Annotated in this window: 20 protein-coding genes; 10 read left to right on the top strand and 10 right to left on the bottom strand. The window is 65.4% G+C overall.

What is annotated here, in order from left to right; all coding sequences use genetic code 11:
• Positions 1–20 precede the first annotated feature (20 nt).
• The 5 genes from SJY40_RS13940 to SJY40_RS13920 form a co-directional block, all read right to left on the bottom strand.
• On the bottom strand, positions 21–947 hold the full coding sequence (locus SJY40_RS13940; protein ID WP_378947667.1) for a glucokinase: 927 nt from the start codon (positions 945–947) through the stop codon (positions 21–23).
• A gap of 15 nt (positions 948–962) precedes the next feature.
• Positions 963–2,069, bottom strand: coding sequence for an ABC transporter ATP-binding protein (locus tag SJY40_RS13935; RefSeq protein ID WP_378947665.1), 1,107 nt, complete (start codon positions 2,067–2,069; stop codon positions 963–965).
• 4 nt (positions 2,070–2,073) lie between these two features.
• Complete coding sequence (locus SJY40_RS13930; RefSeq protein WP_378947662.1) at positions 2,074–2,928, bottom strand: carbohydrate ABC transporter permease; 855 nt, start codon at positions 2,926–2,928, stop codon at positions 2,074–2,076.
• A complete protein-coding gene (locus tag SJY40_RS13925; RefSeq protein WP_378947660.1) occupies positions 2,918–3,790 on the bottom strand; it encodes a carbohydrate ABC transporter permease in 873 nt (290 codons plus the stop codon). The genes SJY40_RS13930 and SJY40_RS13925 overlap by 11 nt, the downstream gene beginning before the upstream one ends.
• 72 nt (positions 3,791–3,862) lie before the next feature.
• Positions 3,863–5,104 (bottom strand): ABC transporter substrate-binding protein, encoded by a 1,242-nt coding sequence (locus SJY40_RS13920; protein ID WP_378947657.1) that lies wholly within the window; start codon positions 5,102–5,104, stop codon positions 3,863–3,865.
• 185 nt (positions 5,105–5,289) lie between these two features.
• On the opposite strand from SJY40_RS13920, the gene SJY40_RS13915 reads away from it, so the two are divergent.
• The 3 genes from SJY40_RS13915 (at position 5,290) to SJY40_RS13905 (ending at position 7,896) form a co-directional block, all read left to right on the top strand.
• Positions 5,290–5,997 (top strand): response regulator transcription factor, encoded by a 708-nt coding sequence (locus SJY40_RS13915; RefSeq protein WP_378947654.1) that lies wholly within the window; start codon positions 5,290–5,292, stop codon positions 5,995–5,997.
• Complete coding sequence (locus SJY40_RS13910; protein WP_378947651.1) at positions 5,984–7,387, top strand: sensor histidine kinase; 1,404 nt, start codon at positions 5,984–5,986, stop codon at positions 7,385–7,387. Before SJY40_RS13915 ends, SJY40_RS13910 begins: the two co-directional genes overlap by 14 nt.
• Positions 7,388–7,470: 83 nt before the next feature.
• Complete coding sequence (locus SJY40_RS13905; RefSeq protein WP_378947649.1) at positions 7,471–7,896, top strand: hypothetical protein; 426 nt, start codon at positions 7,471–7,473, stop codon at positions 7,894–7,896.
• Here the strand turns inward: SJY40_RS13905 and SJY40_RS13900 are convergent, their stop codons facing one another.
• Genes SJY40_RS13900 through SJY40_RS13890 form a run of 3 tightly spaced genes read right to left on the bottom strand, consistent with a single transcriptional unit; the run spans position 7,897 to position 10,092 of the window.
• Entirely contained in the window at positions 7,897–8,637 is a 741-nt protein-coding gene (locus tag SJY40_RS13900) for an amino acid ABC transporter ATP-binding protein (protein WP_378947647.1), read from the bottom strand.
• Positions 8,634–9,308 (bottom strand): amino acid ABC transporter permease, encoded by a 675-nt coding sequence (locus SJY40_RS13895; protein ID WP_378947644.1) that lies wholly within the window; start codon positions 9,306–9,308, stop codon positions 8,634–8,636. Before SJY40_RS13895 ends, SJY40_RS13900 begins: the two co-directional genes overlap by 4 nt.
• Before the next feature lies 1 nt (position 9,309).
• Complete coding sequence (locus SJY40_RS13890; protein ID WP_378947641.1) at positions 9,310–10,092, bottom strand: amino acid ABC transporter substrate-binding protein; 783 nt, start codon at positions 10,090–10,092, stop codon at positions 9,310–9,312.
• A 245-nt stretch (positions 10,093–10,337) separates the two neighbouring features.
• Here SJY40_RS13890 and SJY40_RS13885 point away from each other — a divergent pair, with 245 nt between their 5' ends.
• Complete coding sequence (locus tag SJY40_RS13885; protein WP_378947639.1) at positions 10,338–10,679, top strand: DUF2853 family protein; 342 nt, start codon at positions 10,338–10,340, stop codon at positions 10,677–10,679.
• Here the strand turns inward: SJY40_RS13885 and SJY40_RS13880 are convergent.
• On the bottom strand, positions 10,670–11,290 hold the full coding sequence (locus tag SJY40_RS13880; RefSeq protein WP_378947636.1) for an enoyl-CoA hydratase/isomerase family protein: 621 nt from the start codon (positions 11,288–11,290) through the stop codon (positions 10,670–10,672). The genes SJY40_RS13885 and SJY40_RS13880 overlap by 10 nt on opposite strands.
• Positions 11,291–11,365: 75 nt before the next feature.
• Here SJY40_RS13880 and SJY40_RS13875 point away from each other — a divergent pair, with 75 nt between their 5' ends.
• The 3 genes from SJY40_RS13875 to SJY40_RS13865 all read left to right on the top strand — a co-directional run bounded on the left by SJY40_RS13875 (position 11,366) and on the right by SJY40_RS13865 (position 15,128).
• A complete protein-coding gene (locus SJY40_RS13875; RefSeq protein ID WP_378947633.1) occupies positions 11,366–12,925 on the top strand; it encodes a DUF2125 domain-containing protein in 1,560 nt (519 codons plus the stop codon).
• A 72-nt stretch (positions 12,926–12,997) separates the two neighbouring features.
• Positions 12,998–14,362 carry a TldD/PmbA family protein gene (locus SJY40_RS13870; RefSeq protein WP_378947630.1) on the top strand — a complete coding sequence of 455 codons (1,365 nt, stop codon included), beginning with the start codon at positions 12,998–13,000 and terminating at the stop codon, positions 14,360–14,362.
• On the top strand, positions 14,349–15,128 hold the full coding sequence (locus tag SJY40_RS13865; protein WP_378947627.1) for an inositol monophosphatase family protein: 780 nt from the start codon (positions 14,349–14,351) through the stop codon (positions 15,126–15,128). The genes SJY40_RS13870 and SJY40_RS13865 overlap by 14 nt, the downstream gene beginning before the upstream one ends.
• Here the strand turns inward: SJY40_RS13865 and SJY40_RS13860 are convergent.
• On the bottom strand, positions 15,125–16,660 hold the full coding sequence (locus SJY40_RS13860; protein WP_378947624.1) for an SARP family transcriptional regulator: 1,536 nt from the start codon (positions 16,658–16,660) through the stop codon (positions 15,125–15,127). The two genes, SJY40_RS13865 and SJY40_RS13860, sit on opposite strands and share 4 nt — an antisense overlap.
• Before the next feature lie 141 nt (positions 16,661–16,801).
• Between SJY40_RS13860 and SJY40_RS13855 the strand changes: the two genes are divergently transcribed.
• The 3 genes from SJY40_RS13855 to SJY40_RS13845 are packed head-to-tail and all read left to right on the top strand — an operon-like array spanning position 16,802 to position 19,724.
• Positions 16,802–17,821 (top strand): phosphatase PAP2 family protein, encoded by a 1,020-nt coding sequence (locus tag SJY40_RS13855; protein ID WP_378947621.1) that lies wholly within the window; start codon positions 16,802–16,804, stop codon positions 17,819–17,821.
• A complete protein-coding gene (locus SJY40_RS13850) occupies positions 17,812–17,982 on the top strand; it encodes a hypothetical protein (RefSeq protein WP_378947618.1) in 171 nt (56 codons plus the stop codon). The genes SJY40_RS13855 and SJY40_RS13850 overlap by 10 nt, the downstream gene beginning before the upstream one ends.
• Positions 17,979–19,724, top strand: a complete 1,746-nt coding sequence (locus tag SJY40_RS13845; protein WP_378947615.1) for a hypothetical protein — start codon at positions 17,979–17,981, stop codon at positions 19,722–19,724. Before SJY40_RS13850 ends, SJY40_RS13845 begins: the two co-directional genes overlap by 4 nt.
• The last annotated feature ends 105 nt before the right edge of the window (positions 19,725–19,829 follow it).

Genomic DNA, 19,829 nt, shown 5'->3' with positions numbered 1-19,829 from the left:
TTTATGTAGGGTGGCGATATTCAGCCAAGCGCGGCAAGGCAGCCGTGTAGGGCGGCCATATCGTCGCGGATCAGCAGCACCGGCGTGTTGCCGGGAATATGGCCCATGTGGCTTTGCGACAGGAAGGCGGGTTCGAAACGCTCCATCCGGTCGGCGATGCTGCGTCCGACGCTGCCCGCAAGGAACAGCCCTTCCAGCGGCATGAAGCGCAGCGACAGTTCGCGGCACAGCAGGCCCACCAGTTCGGTGAAGAAATCATAGGTCGCGATGGCATCCGCATCGCCCGCCTCCATCGCGGCGGCGATCTTTTCGCTGCGCATGGGTTCGGTGCCGGTCATGGCCGCATGCAGGCGCGACAGCCCGCGCCCGGCGAATGTCTCCTCGGTCGAGAAGAAACCGGCGGCGGCATTGGCGCCGACGCGGTCGATCAGGCGGGCCATGATGTTGGCGGGCAGGTGGGTGTGACCTTCTTCCGCCTCAAGCGCGGTGATCGCGCCGCCGGGCAGGACGCGCACGGCGCAGACGTTGAAGCCGGTGCCCAGCCCCACGACCAGCGACTGGCCGTTGCGGGCGCGGTCTTCGGGGGCGGGACGCAGGACGCTGACGCCATCGCCCGACAGGACCGGCGTGGCATAGCCAAGCGCCGTCAGGTCGTTGATCAGGCGCACATGATCGGCATCGGTCAGGCGCGCCAGATTGGTCTCGTCGAACGACCAGTCGCGGTTGGTCAGGCTGGCCCGACCCCCGCTGACCGGACCGGCGACGGCGATGCACATGGACGACACATGCGGCTGATGCTGTTCGGCCATGTATTGCCGGACCACATCATCGAAGCTGGCATAATCGTCGCCCTTGAAGCGGGTGACAGTCGCCGCATCGATGGCCCCGTTGCGGGCGATCGCCAGCCGCGCATTGGTTCCACCCACATCCCCCAGAAGCATCGCCATCGCCGTCACCCTTCCTCAGTTCAGCCTTTCGCCATCCTTAGGCGAGAAATACGACACTTTCGAGAGGTCGAACGCCAAGGGGAAGGGCTGACGCGCCTTGACCGCGCTTTCTGCCCGCAGACGGGCAGTGACTGCCTTGCCGCCCAGCTGCGTCACCGCGAAGGTATCGGCACCGGCCGGCTCGACGATATCGATCATCACGTCGCCGCCCGCACCTTCGGCGGTGCCGGGCAGATGGGCATTGCCTGTCGCCTCGTGGATATCTTCGGGGCGGACGCCCAGAATGATGTCGGCGGGCAGGTTGCGCGCCACCGGATCGGTGATGACCAGCGGCGTGTCACCCGGACGCTCGATCTGGATGCGGGTCTGGCCGTCCTCGGCGCGGACCTTGGCCGGGATCAGGTTCATCGCCGGGCTGCCCATGAAGTCGGCCACGAACATGTTGGCCGGGCGGTTGTAGATCTCTGCCGGCGTGCCGATCTGCTGGATCACGCCGCCTTTCATGACGACGATCTTGGTGGCCAGTGTCATCGCCTCGATCTGGTCGTGGGTGACATAGACAATGGATGCGTTCAGGTCCTGATGCAGCTTCTTGATTTCCGTCCGCATGGACACGCGCAGTTTCGCATCAAGGTTCGACAGCGGTTCGTCGAACAGGAACAGCTTGGGATCGCGCACCAAGGCACGGCCCATGGCAACACGCTGACGCTGGCCGCCCGACAGCTGACCGGGCTTGCGGTGCAGCAGCGGTTCGATCTGCAACTGGCCCGCAACCTGCGCCAGCTTCTGTTCCTGCGTGGCCTTGTCAACGCCGCGCACCTTCATGCCAAAGGTGATGTTCTTGGCGACCGACATCGTCGGGTAAAGCGCATAGGACTGGAACACCATCGCGATGTCGCGGTCCTTGGGGGAAACGCCCGTCACGTTACGACCCGCGATGCTGACGTTGCCGCCGCTGATCGGTTCCAGCCCCGCGATGCAGTTCAGCAGCGTGGATTTGCCGCAGCCCGAAGGCCCGACCAGCACCAGGAAATCACCCTCTTCGATGCTGATGTTGATGTCGTGCAGAATATGGGTCTCGCCATAGGATTTCTGCAGGTGGTCGATTTCTAGGATCGGCATGGGATCACCCTTTCACGGAACCGGCGGTCAGGCCGCGAATGAAGTATTTTCCGGCGACGACATAGACCAGCAGCGTGGGCAGGGCGGCGATGATCGCCGCGGCCATGTCCACGTTGTAGGCTTTGACGCCGGTGGTGGAGTTGACGATGTTGTTCAGCGCGACCGTGACAGGCTGGCTGCCCGCCCCGCTGAAGCTGACGCCGAACAGGAAGTCGTTCCAGATCTGCGTGAACTGCCAGATGACCGACACGGTGATGATCGGCAGCGAGATCGGCAGGAAGATCGACCAGAAGATGCGGAAGAAGCCCGCACCATCGACCTTGGCCGCCCGCACCAGTTCCTGCGGAATGGTGACGTAATAGTTGCGGAAGAACAGCGTGGTGAAGCCAAGCCCATAGATGACATGGACGAAGATCAGCCCCGGGATCGACCCCGCCAGCCCCATCAGGCCCAGCATCTGCGCCATCGGCAGCAGAACGACCTGGAAGGGAATGAAGCAACCGAACAGGATCATCGCAAAGAACAGGTTCGCGCCCTTGAAGCGCCATTGCGCAAAGACGTAACCGTTCAGCGCGCCCACCACGGTCGAGATCATCACCGCAGGCACGGCCATCAGCACGCTGTTCCAGAAGAACGGGCGCAGACCTTCGCACTGGGTGCCGGCGCAGGCGGTGGACCAAGCCTCGGACCAGGCGGCGAAGGTGAAGTCGCGGGGCAGGGCCAAGAGGCTGCCGGTGCGGATTTCCTCCAGCGATTTCAGCGATGTCGTCAGCATGACGAACAGCGGCATCAGATAGAACAGGGCGAACAGGATCAGGATCAGGTACAGCCCCGCACGCAGCATGGTCTTACTTGTCATGGCGCGGCCTCAATTCGCTGTAGAGATAGGGAACGACGATGGCGAAGATGACCATCATCATGATCATGGCGCTTGACGCCGCCTGACCCAGATCACCGCGCGAGAACGCCATGGCATACATGTAGGTCGCGGGCAGATCGGTCGCATAGCCCGGACCGCCGCCGGTCAGCGCGATCACCAGGTCGAAGGCCTTGATGGCCAGATGCGCCAGCACGATGAAGGCCGACAGGAAGATCGGGGCCATCGTCGGGATGATGATGGCGGAATAGATGCGATGCGTCGGGATGCCGTCAACCTGTGCGGCGCGGATGATTTCGCCATCGACCGACCGAAGGCCCGCAAGGAACAGCGCCATGACAAAGCCCGATGCCTGCCAGACGGCGGCCAGAACGATGACATAGATCGCCATTTCGGGGCGGATGATCCAATCGAAGGTGAAGCTTTCGAAACCCCAGCCGCGCACAGTTTCCTGAATGCCCAGACCGGGGTTCAGGATCCACTTCCACGCGGTGCCGGTCACGATCAGCGACAGCGCCATCGGATAGAGATAGATGGTGCGCAAGACACCCTCGGCCCGGATCTTCTGGTCCAGAAAGATCGCCAGCGCCAAACCGATCAGCATCGAGATGACGATGAACAGCCCGCCGAAGATGAACAGGTTGTTCATCGCCACATCCCACCGCGGGGCTGCGAACAGGCGTTCGTATTGACCGATGCCTTCAAGGTCGTATTTCGGCATCAGGCGCGATTTCGTGAAACTGATCCATGCCGTCCAAGCGATGAAGCCATAGACGAAGATCATGATCGCCACGAATGACGGCGCCAGGACCATCTTGGGTACGTTGCGTTCAAGCCATTCCATTTTTCGGACTACTCCCAAAGAAAAACCCCGCGCCTTGGCATCCGGCCAAGGCGCGGGGCCGTCATGTGGTGATCACATCGCGTTGGCGACGGCATCCACCAGCTGCTGCACGGCATCGTCCGAGGACATGTCGCTGTTGAAATGCGCCGTCACCACGTCGGTGATCGCACCGGCGGGCGCGCCACGCAGCGCCATGCCATGGGCATAGGACGGCAGAAGCGAGCCATCCTCGGCACCGGCATTCATGGCCTTGTTGGATTCGACGGCACAGCTGTCGAAATCGTCCAGCGCGACGTCGGTGCGTGCCGGGATCGAGCCCTTGTTCAGGTTGAAGGTCTTCTGGAATTCCGGACCCATGATCAGCTTGGCCAGAAGCGCCTGCCCCTGCTGCTTGTCCTCGCCGTCCAGCTCGAAGAAGGCGAAGCTGTTGACGTTGTACAGGAAGCCTTCGCCCGGCGTCTGTGCGCAGACGAAATCTGTGCCCGGTTCCTTGCCAGCAGCCAGGAATTCGCCCTTGGCCCAGTCGCCCATGATCTGGAAGGCGGCCTCGCCGTTCATGACCATCGCAGTGGCAAGGTTCCAGTCACGACCCGAGAAGTTGTCGTCGACATAGCCGCGGATGATCCGCATCTCGTCGAAGACCTGCTTCATGGTGTCCGATTGCAGCGCCTCGGGGTCCAGATCGACCAGCGCCTTCTGGAAGAATTCGGGGCCGCCCAGACCCAGAACGACGGTCTCGAAGATGGTCGCGTCCTGCCAGTTCTGGCCACCATGGGCCAGCGGCGTGATGCCCGCAGCCTGCAGCTTTTCGGCGGCGGCGTTGAATTCGTCCCAGGTCGTCGGCATCTCGATGCCGTTGTCGTCCAGGATCTGCTTGTTGCCCCACAGCCAGTTCACCCGGTGAACGTTGACCGGTGCGGCGCACCATTTGCCTTCGCATTTCATGTGCTCGGCGATCTGGGCGGGAAGAACCTCGGCCCAGTTGTTTTCTTCGGCCACGGCGCTGATGTCGGCCAGGCTGGTCTCTTCGTACCATTCCTGAATGGCGGGGCCCTTCAGCTGGACGGCGGTCGGCGCGTTGCCCGACAGGACGCGTGCACGCAGCGCGGTCATCGCGGCGTCGCCGCCACCGCCGGCAACCGGCATGTCGGTCCAGGTGCCGCCCTCGGCCTTGAACTGTTCCTGCAGGACGGCGACGGATTTCGCCTCGCCGCCCGAGGTCCACCAGTGCAGGACTTCGGCGGTCGGTTCGGCCATCACGGGGCCGGCCAGCATCATGGCGGTCGAGGCCGCCAGAACGGATTTGATATACATGGATCCTCCCAGATCTTGTTCAGGCGGATTCTGTCCTCTGCCTGCTGGGGTAATCATTGCAGATGACCAGCCATGCCCGCAACGCATCCCAGCCATGCGTCCAGAAGAAATCCCCGCGTGACGTTACAAACTGTTACCGAAGCCCCGCCCCGCGATGTTAAGGCGGCATCAGGGGGACCACGAACATGAGCCTGCATCGCCTGCTGCTGGTGGAAGACGATATCGACATGGCCGCAATGCTGGCCGCCTATCTGCAGCGGCAGGGCTTTCACGTCACCACCGCCAATGACCGCAAGGGCGCGCTGGCGGCGCTGAAGGTGGGGCGGGTGGACCTGATGCTGCTGGACGTATCCCTGGGCGATGACGACGGCGTGGCGCTTTGTGCGGAAATCAGGGCGGCGCAGGATGTGCCGATCATCATGGTCAGCGCGCTGTCGGCAGATCATCAGCGGATGGCGGGGTATCAGGTCGGAGCCGACGATTACATCGCCAAGCCCTTCAACCCCGACCTGCTGCTGGCCCGCATCCGCGCCGTCCTGCGCCGCGCCGGACGCGCCCCCAGCCTGACCCACCGCCGCCGCGAGGGCGTGCTGGTCTTCCAGGGCTGGCGCTATGACGCCACCCGCAACGAGGTGACGGCCCCGGGCGGCTGGCAGGTGTCCCTGTCATCGCGTGAAACCGCCCTGCTGCGGATCTTCCTGGCCAATCCGCTGATCCCCCTGACGCGCGAAGAAATTGCCGCCGCGCTGGATGACGACGAGGCCGCAGAGGGCCGCGCCATCGACGTGCTGGTGGGCCGCTTGCGCAACAAGACCGACCCCGCCCTGATCCGGACCGAGCGCGGCACCGGCTATGTCCTGTCAACCAAGGTCACCGCCGATGACCCGGCTTAGCCTGCGCAGGCTGGCCAGCCTCTGGGTGGTGCTGGCGATGCTGTTCGGGGGCGGGGCCGTCTGGATGTGGATGGCCAGCAATGCCGCCTGGCGGACGCATCTGACGCAGGCCTATGTCGCAGGGCTGGCGCTGCACGACAGTCTGGACAACGGCAGCGCCCTGCCGCCCGGTGTCAGCCTGACGCAGCTGCGCGACGCACCCGCCCTGCCTGCGGGCTGGCGACAGACGGTGATCACCCTGACCGGCGGTGGGCGGCCCGATCTGGCACGCGGGGCGCGGCTGTCGCTGCGCATCCAGTCGCCGGACATCCAGTATCCGGCCTCCAGCGTGGAAAGCGTCGGCGGGGGAACGCAGGCGGCGGGGCTTGCCTCCGTTACGCGGACCTTGGCGCGCTTCTGCAGCGATCCGCGGCTGTTCGTGCAAATGGACACCGGCCCCTGGCTGCGGGTGGACGGGGAAGATGTCTGGGGGTGCGCCGCAGCCCCCGTTGACCGCCGGTTGATGGCGGCGGCCATCGCCATCGCGGGTCTGGGCCTGCTGCTGGGCTGGGTGGCCGAGGTCTCGGGCGCCTTCGCGGCCTTTGCGCAGGCCCTGGGCGATCACCGCGCCCGCAACGCCGCCCTGCCTGTCGGCGGGGTCGAGGAATTGCGCCAGACCGCCCATGCCGTGAACCTTTTCGTCGCTCAGGACCGGGCGGCGCTGGAAAACCGGGCGATGGTGCTGTCGGGGGTCAGCCACGATCTGGGCACCCCCGCCACCCGCCTGCGCCTGCGCACCGCCCTGATCGAGGATGCCGCCCTGCGCGACAAGCTGGAACGCGACATCGACGAAATGACCACGATGATCGACGGCGTACTGACCTATACCCGCGCCGAGATCGGGGCCGAGCCCTTCCGCCGCCTGTCCCTGACCTCGCTGGCCGAGGCGGTCGTTGCCGATTATCAGGACGTGGGTCTGGCCGTCAGCATCGTCGATCCCGCGCCGCGTCCGACCCGCGCAGGCACCATCTTTGCCCGCGCCGTCACCCGCCCCATCGTCGAAAGCCATACCGTGGTGATGCGCGGCCAGCCGACGTCATTGCGCCGCGCTCTGTCGAACCTGATCGACAATGCGCTGAAATACGGCCGCGAGGCCGTCGTCAGCGTCGATGCCACCCCCGATGAGGCATGGATCAGCGTCACCGATCGCGGCTCGGTGCTGACGGAAACGGACATGGTCCGGCTGACCGGGGCCTTCCAGCGTGGCGAGAATGCAGGCGGGCATTCGGGGGTCGGATTGGGGCTGGCGATCGTCTCGACCATCGCCGCGCAGCATGGTGGCCGGTTGGAATTCCTGCACCAGTCCGAGGGGCTTCAGGCACGTCTGCGACTGGCCCGCCAATGGGCCTGACGATTTGGACAGGGGAACTTTGCACGAAAAGCCCGCGTTTTACCGACATGACGACGCACGGAACGCAAAGAGAGGCTGAACCCATGACCCGCACCGCAAACCGCATCGCCCGCCTTGCAATGGTCGGCAGCGTGACGCTGTTGACGGCCATGCCTGCCTTGGCCGCAACCGCCAGCAACCCCATTCAGGGCTGGAGCGCGATGAAGGGGACCGACACCGCCACCCTGCTGCGCGACGTCCAGACCATGCCCGTTTCCGAGCAGGCGACCGAGGATCAGCCCTATTGCGCCGCCGATGCCGAAATCGCCGCGACGCTGGAACATGACTTCAACGAACTTCCCATCGATACTGCCAACGCCGATGGCACCATGCTGTGGGGTTCGGAACAGATGGGGACATGGACGCTGGTGGCGACGCGCAGTGACCAGACCAGCTGCATTATCGCATCGGGCATCGGCTTTGACGATCAGGCCGATACCCAAGCCTATTACGAAGTCGCCGGTCTCTGATCAGCCGACACGACGCAGGAACGCCCGCGTCCGGTCATCTTGGGCATTGCCAAAGATCTGATCGGGCGGGCCCTGCTCGACGATACGTCCCCCTTCCATGAAGACGATCCTGTCCGCGATTTCGCGGGCGAACTGCATTTCATGTGTTACGATCAGCATGGTCTGGCGTCCGTCGGCAATGCGGCGGATCAGGTCCAGAACCTCGCCCACCCATTCGGGGTCCAAGGCACTGGTCGGTTCGTCGAACAGCAGCAGATCCGCGTCCAGCGCCATGGCGCGACCGATGCCGACGCGCTGTTGCTGTCCCCCCGACATGGCGGCAGGATAGCTGTCGCCGCGATCGGCCAGCCCGATCTGGGACAGGATCTCATCTGCGCGGGACTGCGCTTTGGGCTTGGGCCAACCACGCACGGTGGTCAGGCCCTCCATGATGTTGTCGCGGGCAGTCTTGTTAGCGAACAGCGCATAGTTTTGGAACACGAAACCCGTCCGGCGACGCAGCGCCAGAATGTCGGATTTCTGCGCGTTGGCGGCATCGACGGTCAGGTCGCCGATGGTGATGCGGCCTTCTTCGGGGCGATCCAAATAGTTCAGGCAGCGCAGTAGCGTCGATTTGCCCGTCCCCGACGGCCCGATGATTGCCACGCGCTCACCCGGTTGCAGGCAAAGGTCGATGCCATTCAGCACGGTGTTGTCGCCAAAGCGTTTGACCAGCCGGTTGATGTCGATCTGACAGCTCATCGTGACACCGCCTTTCCAAGCCTTGTTTCCAACCGGCGCTGACCGGCCGACAGGGTTTCGACGATGACCCAGTAGAAGACCGCCACCACCAAAAACGCCTCGGGATAAAGAAAGGTACTGGAGGCTTCTTTCTGCGCGGCCCCCATCATTTCGGTCACGCCAAGCGTGAATGCCAGCGAGGTGCTTTTGATCATGTCGATGAAGTAATTCATCAGCGTCGGCGCGGCGGTCCGCGCCGCCTGTGGCAGGATGATCCGGGTCAGCACCTGTTTCTGGGTCATGCCGATGGATTGCGCGGCCTCCCACTGGCTGCGATCGACGCCAAGGATCGCACCACGAATGCTTTCGGCCATATAAGCCGAGAAATGCAGCGTCAGACCGATGATCGCCGCCGTGACCCCGTCAAGGTTGTTCAGGGCAGGGACCAATTGCGGCAGGCCAAAATAGAACAGGAACAGCTGCACCAGCAGCGGCGTCCCACGGAAGAAGCTGATGAACACCGCCACGATGCCATGCAGCCATGGCACGCGGATCACCCTGATGACCGCCATCACGATGGCCAGCGCAAGGCCGGCGATCATCGACATGACGGCCATGAACAGGGTCAGCGGCACATAGCTGGCGATCACCGGGATCAGGTCCAGCATATAGGCGGTGTCCAATCCCCGCATGTTATTCAGCCGCGGCGGCAGGCTGGGCGGGCTGGGTCACATCGGCATCCAGCCATTTTTCCGAAATCTCGGCCAGCTTGCCGTTATCCTTCAGCGTGGTGATGGCGGTATCGACGCGGTCGCGCAGAGCCTTGCCTTCGTCGTCGTTGCGGAAGGGCAGCGCGTTGCGGATTTCCGAGAAAGGCTGACCGGCCAGTGCCAGCGGCAGCGGGCTTTCCGCGATCACCTGCGACGATGACACGCGGTCCATCACGAAAGCATCAATCCGGCCCAGCGCGGTGTCCTGGGTGATGTTGCTTTCATAGGTGCGGATGTCGATTTCATCGGCATAGGGCAGTTCGTTCAGCAGGGTCTCGAAGTTCGATCCCAAATTCACGGCCACCGATTTGCCCTTCAGGCTTTCCGGTCCAGTGATTGTGTCTTCGTTGCCCGCCTTAACAACGACTTGTGCGCCATCATAGACATAGGGCTGGGTGAAGGCGAAAGTCGCCTCACGTTCGGGGGTGATGGTGATCTGGTTGGCGGCGGTGTCGATGCGACCCGAACCCAGCGCGCCGATCAGGCCCGAAAACGACATGGTCACAAATTCCACCTCATCGCCGGTTTCCTCAGCGATGGCGCGCAGGAAGTCGACTTCGAAGCCCTGCAGTTCATCCGCGCGGGTGAAGGTGAACGGGAAGTAGCCCCCCGACATGCCGACGCGGATCGTATCGGCGGCGGCGGGCAGGGCGGTTCCTGCGGCGGTGGTCAGGGCCAAAACGGCGGCGACAGCGAGGTTGCGCATCGGAAATCTCCTTGTGTTCTTGGCCCTTAGATGCGGGCTTGCCCGCGACTGCACAAGCGGCGGCAGCCAAATAAGGACATCTTTTGACATGGTCGCGCCGCGACCGAAACAGGGCATCGTGACAGAACCGCACCACCGGAACATCGTTCCACGCCCGGACCGAAACGCTTGATAAATGATGTTGCCACGGCCAAGCTGACCCTTCGTGTCTAAGACGACGTGTTCCTTATGACCGGGAGGTGCCCATGGGCAAACGTGACGAGCTGATCGCCAAATACGCACAAGACATCGAAACCAAGCTGGGCCAGACGCCCGACATGGACCTGCTGCGAAAGGTCACCATCGGCTGCGGCCCGTCCATCTATAGCGCGGATTCCGAAACCATCGCCGGCAGTGACAAATCCGAGGTCGCCCGCGTGCGCGACAGCTATCTGAAGAAGAAGCTGGGCCTGTCCGACGGCGACCAGCTGGACAGCGCCATCGATACCGTCATGGAGCAATACGGCAGCAGTAACCGCAGCAAATACCGCGCCGTGGTCTATTACATGCTGTGCCGGCATTTCGGCAAGGAAGCGGTTTACGCCTGACGGCACATCGCCTTGATCGCCGCGACATGCGCAGGCGCGGCGGTCAGGCAATCGGCGGCCAGATCGCGTGCGGTGGACATCAGGTCCTGCGGGTCGCAGATGCGGTCGATCAGCCCCCATGACAGCGCCTCGGGGGCGGCCAACTTGGCGCCTGCCATCAGGATGACCTTGGCCCGCGCAGGTCCCACCAGCGCCACCAACCGCCCCGGGTCCGAGGGTTGGGGCAGAAAGCCAAGCCGCATCACCGGATAGAAGATCCGCGCCTCGGGTACCGCCAGACGGATGTCGCGGGCCAGCGCCATCCCGAAGGCGCCCCCCGCCAAGGTGCCGTTCAGTGCTGCGATGGTCAGACAGGGCATCGCAGCCACCTGCGCCGACAGCCGTTCCCATTCGGGCGATGTCGCAAGCCCCTGCCGCGCCTGATCTATATCGGCACCCGCCGAAAAGACCCGCCCCCGGCCCGTCAGGATCACCGCCCGCGCACCGGCATCGGCGGCGTCCCGACAGGCAAGGGTCAGATCGGCCAGCATTGCGCCCGTCAGCGCGTTCGCCTTGTCGGGCCGGTCGATCGTCAGCAGGCACAGGCCCTGCGTCATCTGGCTGCGGATCACGAACAGTTCCCTTCAACTTCGAAGGTCACTGTGGCAAGAATTCTGCAGACATCAAGCGTCCGAAAGGTTTTTGCCATGTATCGCCCGATTGCCACCTCAGTCATCGCCCTGGTCGTCGGGGCCGGGCCCGTTCTGGCGGATGTGACCCCGTCCCAGGTCTGGGACAGCCTGCAGCAGACCTATGGCCAGATGGGCTATGACATGCAGATCGGTGCGACCGATGATGCAGGCCAGACGCTGACGGTGACCGATCTGGTGCTGACGCCCAAGGATGCGCAGAACGACATGTCGCTGACCATTCCCAAGATCACCATGCAGCAGACCGGCGGCGGCGACGTGCGCTCGGTCATCGGCGGCCAGATGGCCCTGCAGATGACAGGCGAGACCGAAGATGACGCGCCGGTCGGCTTTACCATGTCCATCGACGCCCCCGGCAACGAGACCCTGACCACCGGCACGCCCGACGCGATGGAACATGCCTTCACCGTCCCGAAGATGATCGTGAACGGCCGCAGCCTGGACAAGGTGAACGAAACCCCGGTCACCATCACCCTGACCGACATGACCGCCAGCCAGTCGACCGCCAAGGATGACGACGGCACCCGCAGCCAAAGCTTCGAGGGGTCGATCGCCACCACCGTGATGGCGGTCAAGGCCTCGGGTCCGGCGCAGTTCGATCCGGCCCTGCTGCCCGAAGGTGCGCCGCAGCCCGACCCTGAAAACCCGCCGATGGACAATTTCGCCTCGAACATCACCGTCGACGACCTGACGTTCAAGGGCAATGGCACCCTGCCTGCGGGTGATTTCGACATGGCCTCGGACCCGTCGGGTGCGCTGAAGGCCGGGTATTCGGGTGATGTGACCTTTGCCTTGGGCAAGATCCAGGGCGACTTCAACGCCCAGTCTCATGACTTCGTCGAAGATCGCACCAATGATGCCAAGGGCACCTTCGGCGCGCAGAACGGCACCATCTCGATGGCGATGGACAAGGAAAGCCTGCGCTATGACGGCAAGGCCGAACAGATCGCGGTCAAGATGACCTCGGATGATCTGCCTTTCCCGATCGAATATACGGCGGCGGAAAACACCATGCGTCTGGCGATGCCGATGATCGCATCCGAACAGGAACAGCCCTTCGCGCTGGCTTACGGTCTGAAGGACATGGCCCTGAACGACCAGATCTGGCAGGCGATCGATCCGCAATCGACACTGCCCCATGACCCCGCCAGCCTGAACATCGATCTTGAGGGGACGGCCGTTTTGGTCACCGACTTCATGGACCCCGGTTTCGCCGATCCCGAATCCGACAAGGCCCCCTTCCTGCCGCGCCAACTGTCCATCAAGGACATCTCGCTGGATGCCATCGGGGCGACGGCGGACGTCACGGGCGATCTGACCTTCGGCGACGATCCCAGCCAGCCGGTCGGCAAGGTTCAGGGCAGCTTTACCGGCATCAACGCGCTGCTGGACAATGCCGTCGCCATGGGCATCGCCCCCGAACAGCAGATGATGGGCGTGCGCATGATGCTGGCGATGTTCGCCCGTCCGTCGCAGGATGACCCCGAGACCCTGACCACCGAACTGGAATTCCGCGAGGGCGGCTCCATCTTTGCAAACGGTCAGCAGGTCAAGTAACCATATCCAAGTGACGAGCCTCGATCCCCGCGATCCCGGCCCGTCATCCCCATTCATGAACACGAGCATTGCATGACCGCCTCTTCCGCCGATCCCGACCGTCTGAAACATCTGGCCGAGGCGCTGATCGGCGCCGCCCGCCGTGCGGGGGCGGACCAGGCGGATGCCTTGGCGATCGACGGCAGGTCGGTCGGGATCGATGTGCGGGGCGGGACGCTGGAACAGGCCGAACGCGCCGAAAGCATCGACATCGGGTTGCGGGTGCTGATCGGCGGGCGTCAGGCGGCGGTCTCATCCTCGGATCATTCGGACGATGCCATCGCTCAGATGGCGGCCCGCGCCGTCGCCATGGCGCGCGAAGCGCCGGTGGACGACAATCTGGGGCTGGCCGATCCCGACCAGCTGGCGACGGTCCGCAATGCCGACAGCCTGCGCATCTGCGACGACCTGCCCGAACCTGATCCCGCCCACCTGCAGGACATGGCCCTGCGCGCCGAGGCCGCGGCCCTGTCGGTCGAGGGCATCAGCCAGATCGAAAGCGCCAATGCCAGCTATAGCCACCGTCGGATGTGGATGGCGGCCTCGAACGGGTTTTCGGGGGGCTATGCGCGGACCGGCCATGTGATCTCGACCGTCGCCATCACCGGCGAGGGCACGGGGATGGAGCGTGACTATGCCGGCGAATCCCGCGTCTTCGCCGCCGACCTGCCCACCCCCGAGGAGATCGGCCTGCTGGCCGCCGAACGCACGCTGGCCCGCGCCGGGGCCCGCAAGCCCCCCACCGGGGCCTTCCCGATCCTGTTCGACCGGCGCGTGTCGTCATCGCTGATCGCGCATCTGCTGTCGGCGGTGAACGGATCGGCGGTGGCACGGGGCGCCAGCTGGCTGCGCCGCGACATGGGCGAACAGGTGCTGCCCGCCCATATGACCCTGTCCGAGGATCCGCACCGCCCCGGCTATCCATCGTCGCGCCCCTTCGATGCCGAGGGTCTGGCCACGCGCCCCCGCGACATCGTGGCGGGCGGCATCCTGCAGGGCTGGACGCTGGATCTGGCGACGGCACGCAAGCTGGGGATGGAAAGCACGGCCTCGGCGGCCCGCGGGCTGGCATCGGCGCCGTCCCCCGCCAATGGCAATGTCATCCTGACGCCGGGCGATGTCACTCAGGAACAGCTGATCGCGCAGATGGGGCGCGGTCTGGTCGTCACCTCGATGCTGGGGGCCTCGATCAACGGAACGACGGGGGATTATTCGCGCGGTGCCGCGGGCTTCTGGGTCGAAAACGGCCAGATCGTCCATGCCGTCAACGAATGCACCATCGCGGGCAACCTGCGCGACATGCTGATGACGCTGGTGGCGGCAGACGACGCGCTGCCGTGGCGCGGCGTGCAGGTGCCCAGCCTGCTGGTGCAGGGGATGACCGTTGCGGGCGCATGACGACGATCTTGACCTGCTGACCCGCGCCGCCCGTCAGGCGGGCCGGATCGCCATGGGTTTCTGGCGGCGCGATCCGGTGGCATGGGACAAGGGCGGCGGCGCGGGGCCCGTGACCGAGGCCGATCTGGCCGTCAACGAAGCCATGCTGTCGCTGCTGACGGGGGAACGCCCCGATTACGGCTGGCTATCCGAGGAGAGCGAGGCCGACCCCGCCCGTCTGGACGCGCAGCGTTGCTTCATCGTCGATCCCATCGACGGCACGCGCGCCTTTATCGACGGTCAGGACGGGTTTTCCCATTCGCTGGCCATCGCGGACGGCAGCCGGATCATCGCCGCCGTGGTGCATCTGCCGGTGCTGGACTTGACCTATACCGCCACAGCCGACGGTCCGGCGCTGCTGAACGGCCAACCCATCGCCCCGACCGATCCCGACATCGACGGCGCGGGTGTGCTGACCTATCGCGCCATATCCGAGGCACAATACTGGCGCAGCGGTGTCATGCCGCCGTTCAAACGCGAATTCCGGTCGTCCTTGGCATGGCGGCTGTCGCTGGCCGCCGAGGGGCGCTTCGATGCCGCCCTGTCACTGCGGGCGGCATGGGAATGGGACATCGCGGCCGGCAGCCTGATTGCCGAACGCGCAGGCGCCCGCGTCACCGACCGACGCGGCAAGCCGATGCAATTCAACAGCCCGCGCGCGCAGGTTGACGGGCTGATCGTGGCAGGCCCCAATCTGCACGGTCAGCTGCTGGCGGCGCTGGCCTAGAGCAGCCGCGACTTGGCGACCTGCAGCAGGCCCAGACGCCGCAGGGTGTTGACCGGATAGCCATCGCTGCCCATCAGATCCAGACTGAAGTCCGGTTCCAGCCGCTGCAAGGCCTGCAGGGCCTCACGGGCGCCCTCCTGATCCTTGGCCGCATAGCGCAGCGCCGCCAGAAAGCGCAGGGCGGGGCGGTTGTCGGGGGCGAAACGATGCACGGCTTCCAGATGATGGATGGCGGCGGGCAGATCGCCCGCCCGCATCTTGGCGACGCCGATCCCCAGATGCCAGTTGGCGGGGTTCAGGCTGGACAGCGCCTGTCCCAGACCGGCCTGTGCCTCGGTCGCGGATTGCTCCAAATGGCCGATCCCCGCCAGCGCGCGGGACAGCGACAGCCGCGCCAGCGGGTTCTGGCCATCGGCCATCACCGCCTGCCGCGACAAGTCATAGGCGATCTGGTCGCGGTCCAGATAGGCCTCGATGACCGAATTCACCGCAAGTGCAGTGGCGTGGAAAGGTGCGGCCTCGCGCGCGCGGGCGGCCAGTTCGGCAGCCTCGGAGATGGCGCGACCGGGGTCGTCGGTCAGACGTTCGAAGGCATAGGTGGTGCGGATCCAGGCCCGCAGCGACAGGGTGACGGCGGGGGTGATGCTGTCGCCCAACTGCTCCAGCACCCTGTCGGCGCGAGCCAGCCGGTCGGCGGAAAAGCTGAAGACATCTCCGAACGAGATTCCCGCAGCCGCCCCCAGCGCCCGCCCCTGATCCACCACCTGCACCATCGCCAGACAGCAGCGCGCGGTGAAATCCCCCATCTGCGCGCCCAAATCGCCCAGCGGGCAGGTCATCCGCTGCGACCACAGCACGCGGCCAGTGGGACGGTGGGTCAGCATCGCCGACATGTTGAAAATCTGCCCCTGCAGGCTGGCCAACGAGGTGATCTGGATATGCGGCCCCGCAGGCGCGGCGTCGGCATCATGGATCGCCACGGGCAGCAGGTCGGCGGTGCGTCCCGCCGCCTCGGACAGGATCATCGTGGCCAGCACCATGGCATCCTGACTGGTCGACACGGGCGTCCCCAGCACCAGATCCGGCAGCGCCGATTCCGCCACCGCGGGCGTGCGGACCTGCGCGGCCTGACGGGCATCGCGCAACCAATCCTCGAATTCGGGGTCGGGGATGTCCAGATCTGCGCCGAACTCGGGGATCTGGCCGTCGGCGGCGGGGCGGGCCGTCATGTCCAGCCGGATCATCGCCGGGTCCAGCCCCACCCAGCCCGGACCGGTCAGCAAAGCGTCGCGATGCGTGCCAAGACCGATGCGAATCTCGCGCAGGACCTGACGTAGGCTGGCGTTGCCCTGTTCGGGGTCGCGTTCGCTGAACAACAGGTCCTGCAACCGCGCCCGCGTGATGCGCATGGACCGCGCCGTGCCGATGGCGGCCAATGCGCCACGCGCCCGCATCCCGCGCGGGGTCAGGCGCAGGTCGGCAGGGCCGGTCACCTCGACCGGGCCCATCAGGCGAAGGGTCAGTATCGGCATCTTGGCAGGCGTCCCGGCAAGGCATCTGCCAACAGGCTTAGCCGTTCACGTGTTTGTGTGATAGGTTAATGATGTGATGTCGTCCCTTTGTCGCGAGTAGCCATGTCCCTGTTCCACGCCAAACACGCAAAACATGCCAAGATGTCGGATGCTGCCGACGGGGCCTCGCTGGAACTGGCGCTGGCACTGATGCGCAGCCGTGATGCCATTGCGGGCACCGAACAGGTCACCGGCGACATGGCGGCGCCCGTCACGCTGACGCCCGGCGAACGCCTTTTCCGCCTGCAGGCCGATCACCGCAGCGCCGTGCTGCTGTCCGAACTGTCCGAGGGCCTGTCGGTCAGCCATTCCACCCCCGACGATCCGATCAGTGGCACCCCCACAACCGCCAGCGTGGCCCATTCGGGCGGAATGCTGGTGCAGATCGACCGGCCCAGCTTGTCGCAGTTCCGCGCCGCCGTCCCCCTTGTCGGGAATTACGCCGAATTGCGTGCCGACCGCGCCGCCGAGATCGACGTCCAGACCCGCAGCCTGCTGCCCTTCTTCGGGTCCGTCGTCATGCTGCAACCCGACCGTTGCGACCGGATCACCGAGATGTTGCAGATCGCGCTGGATCTGACCACGCAGGTGGTGATGCGCGTCAAGCTAGCGCTGGCCTGTCCACGTCCGACCCAGTTCAGCGACCGGATGCAGCCGATCATCGCCTGTCCCAGCCACCCGACCCTGCCAAGCGGCCATGCCACGCAGGCCTTTTGCGTGGCGACCCTGCTGACGGGGCTGCAGACGCCGGGCGCACCGGTGGCGGCTGGCGACCAGCTGTTCCGTCTGGCCTGCCGGATCGCGGTGAACAGGACCGTGGCGGGGGTGCATTTCCCCGCCGACAGTGCTGCGGGGGCCGTGCTGGGCATCCAGCTGGCGCGGCTGCTGCTGGCGCGGGCGACGCCGGTGGGGGCGGTGGCGTCGGCCAGCTTCGACGGGCGCAGGTTCGTCGATGATCAGGATCAGCCGCGCGATTTCCACTATGGCGTGCTGGACCGGATGGTGACGGGGCGCGACGGCTCGACCCGCTTTGACACCAAGGCCGATTTCGTGACGCCTGCGCCGCTGTGGTCCGTTCTGGTCGCGGCGGCCCAACGCGAATGGGACAGCAGATGGAGCTGAAATCCCCCCCGAACTGGAGCGTTCCCATACCGCGCCGGACCACCTTTACCGGCTGCACCGAGGATTGGTTCGCCCGACACGCGGACAACCCCGGCCCGGACCTCGACCAATCCCCCGAGATTCTGCTGCGCGATCTGATCGACCGCGCCTTCAGGTCATGATCGCGCCGGGGCAGGACCCGCTGCTGGTCGCCGCACTGGGTCCGCCGGGGTTGGTGCTGCCACCCGATGCCGTGAACCCCGATCCGCATGCCTTGGACGGGTCGGATCTGACTGACCCGGAACAGGCCTATCTGGACGATGCCGCACTGCCCGATCCGCAGCATGGATGCATCATCGGCGTGATAGACGATGCCATCCCTTTCGTGCATGAACGCCTGCGTCTGTCACCGACCCTCAGCCGCGTGGCCGCGCTGTGGGTGCAGGATGCCGCCTTCGATCCGCAAGGCCCCGGCCACGACCTGCCTGTGGGGCGCGAACTGCGTGGCGCGCAGATCGGCAGATGGCTGACGCAGCTGCAATCGGGGGCCGTCCCGACCGAGGACAGCATCTATCGCCTGTCGGGCGTTGTCGACATGGCCCGCGAAACCACCCATGCGGCCGCCTTTGCCGCGGGTCACGGGGCGGCGGTCTCGCTGTTGGCGGCGGGGCATGCGATGGGCGACCCTGATGCCCGCAATCGCCCGCTGATCGGGGTGAACCTTGCGCCGCGCGTCATCGCCGACAGTTCGGGCGGGTTGGCGCCGCGGGTGCTGGCGGCCTCGGTCCTGTTCATCATATCGCGCGCGCGTCGCCTGTGCCGCCTGATCGAGGCGCGCCGCGACCTGCCCCCGAACAGCGTGCGCCTGCCGGTGGTGCTGAACATCAGCCTTGGCCTGACCGCAGGCCCGCGCGACGGCTGCAGCGTGATCGAGCGGCTGCTGGATCAGGTGGCCGAATACCCGTCGGACGACCTTGGGCCGGTGAATGTCGTCCTGCCCAGTGGCAATCACCGTATGGCACGCCTGCGCGGGGTCCTGCAGGCGGGCGGCACGCTTGGTTGGCAGTTGCCCCCCGACGACCGCACCGTCACCCCGTTGGAGGTCTGGGGGCCCGTTCACCCTGAACGCCCCGAACGCCCGATGCAGATCGGACTGTCGGGGCCGGGGCTGGACAGGGCCTGGACCGCCTTTACCGATGGCGAACAGGTTACCCATCTGTGCGATGACGACGGCCATGACATCGCCCGCGCCTATCACGGCACCGTGGCCCTGCCGCAGGGGGGCTATCGACAGACGGTGACGCTGGTTCTGGAACCCACATGCCCCGACAGGCTGGGGCAGGGCTGGATCGCGCCGGGGATGTGGCATCTGTCACTGCCCGCCGATGCCGCGCCGGGCGATCACGCCATATCCTTGCAGCGCGACGAAGTGCTGCGCGGCTTTCCCCGCGAAGCCCGTCAGAGCCGCCTTCACGACCCCGCCTATCGCGACCGCGACGATACCGACCGTGCCATCCTGCTTGATCCCGAAGGTCAGGCCAGCAACCGCGTGCAGCGCGGCGATACCGTCAATGCCTATGCCACAGGCCGCAGGACCTTGCGCGCAGGCGTCGTCACCCGGCGTGAAGGCAGCGTGGCCAACTACAATTCACTGATCGGCGCGGACCATGCGGGCGATCTGCTGGTCGCGGTGGATCGTGGGGTCTGTCACGCGGGCATGTCGATCTGCGGGCGCGGCAGCGGCAGCTTTTCGGTGATGTCGGGCAGCTCGCTGGCCGCACCGCAGGTGACGCGGTGGCTGGCCGAACAGCTGGCGCAGGGTGCCAGACCCGCCGATCGCGCCGCCGTGCAGGCCCTTGCGGGCGGACAAACGGACGGTCCGACGCCCATCCTGCCGTCATTTGCGGACCAAATTCCGGGCTGAACCGGCTAAAATCCGCAATTTTCAACCCAAAGCTGTGCGTTTCGCAGGTTCCGGCGTGATTCCTTTCACGCCCGTTTCACGGCATGGGTCCAGAACACCCCTGAC

The sequence above is a fragment of the Paracoccus sp. R86501 genome, assembly GCF_042466435.1.
GTDB lineage: Bacteria > Pseudomonadota > Alphaproteobacteria > Rhodobacterales > Rhodobacteraceae > Paracoccus.
Note: the sequence above shows the minus strand (reverse complement) of the source record. Positions and strands in the feature narration are given on the sequence as shown.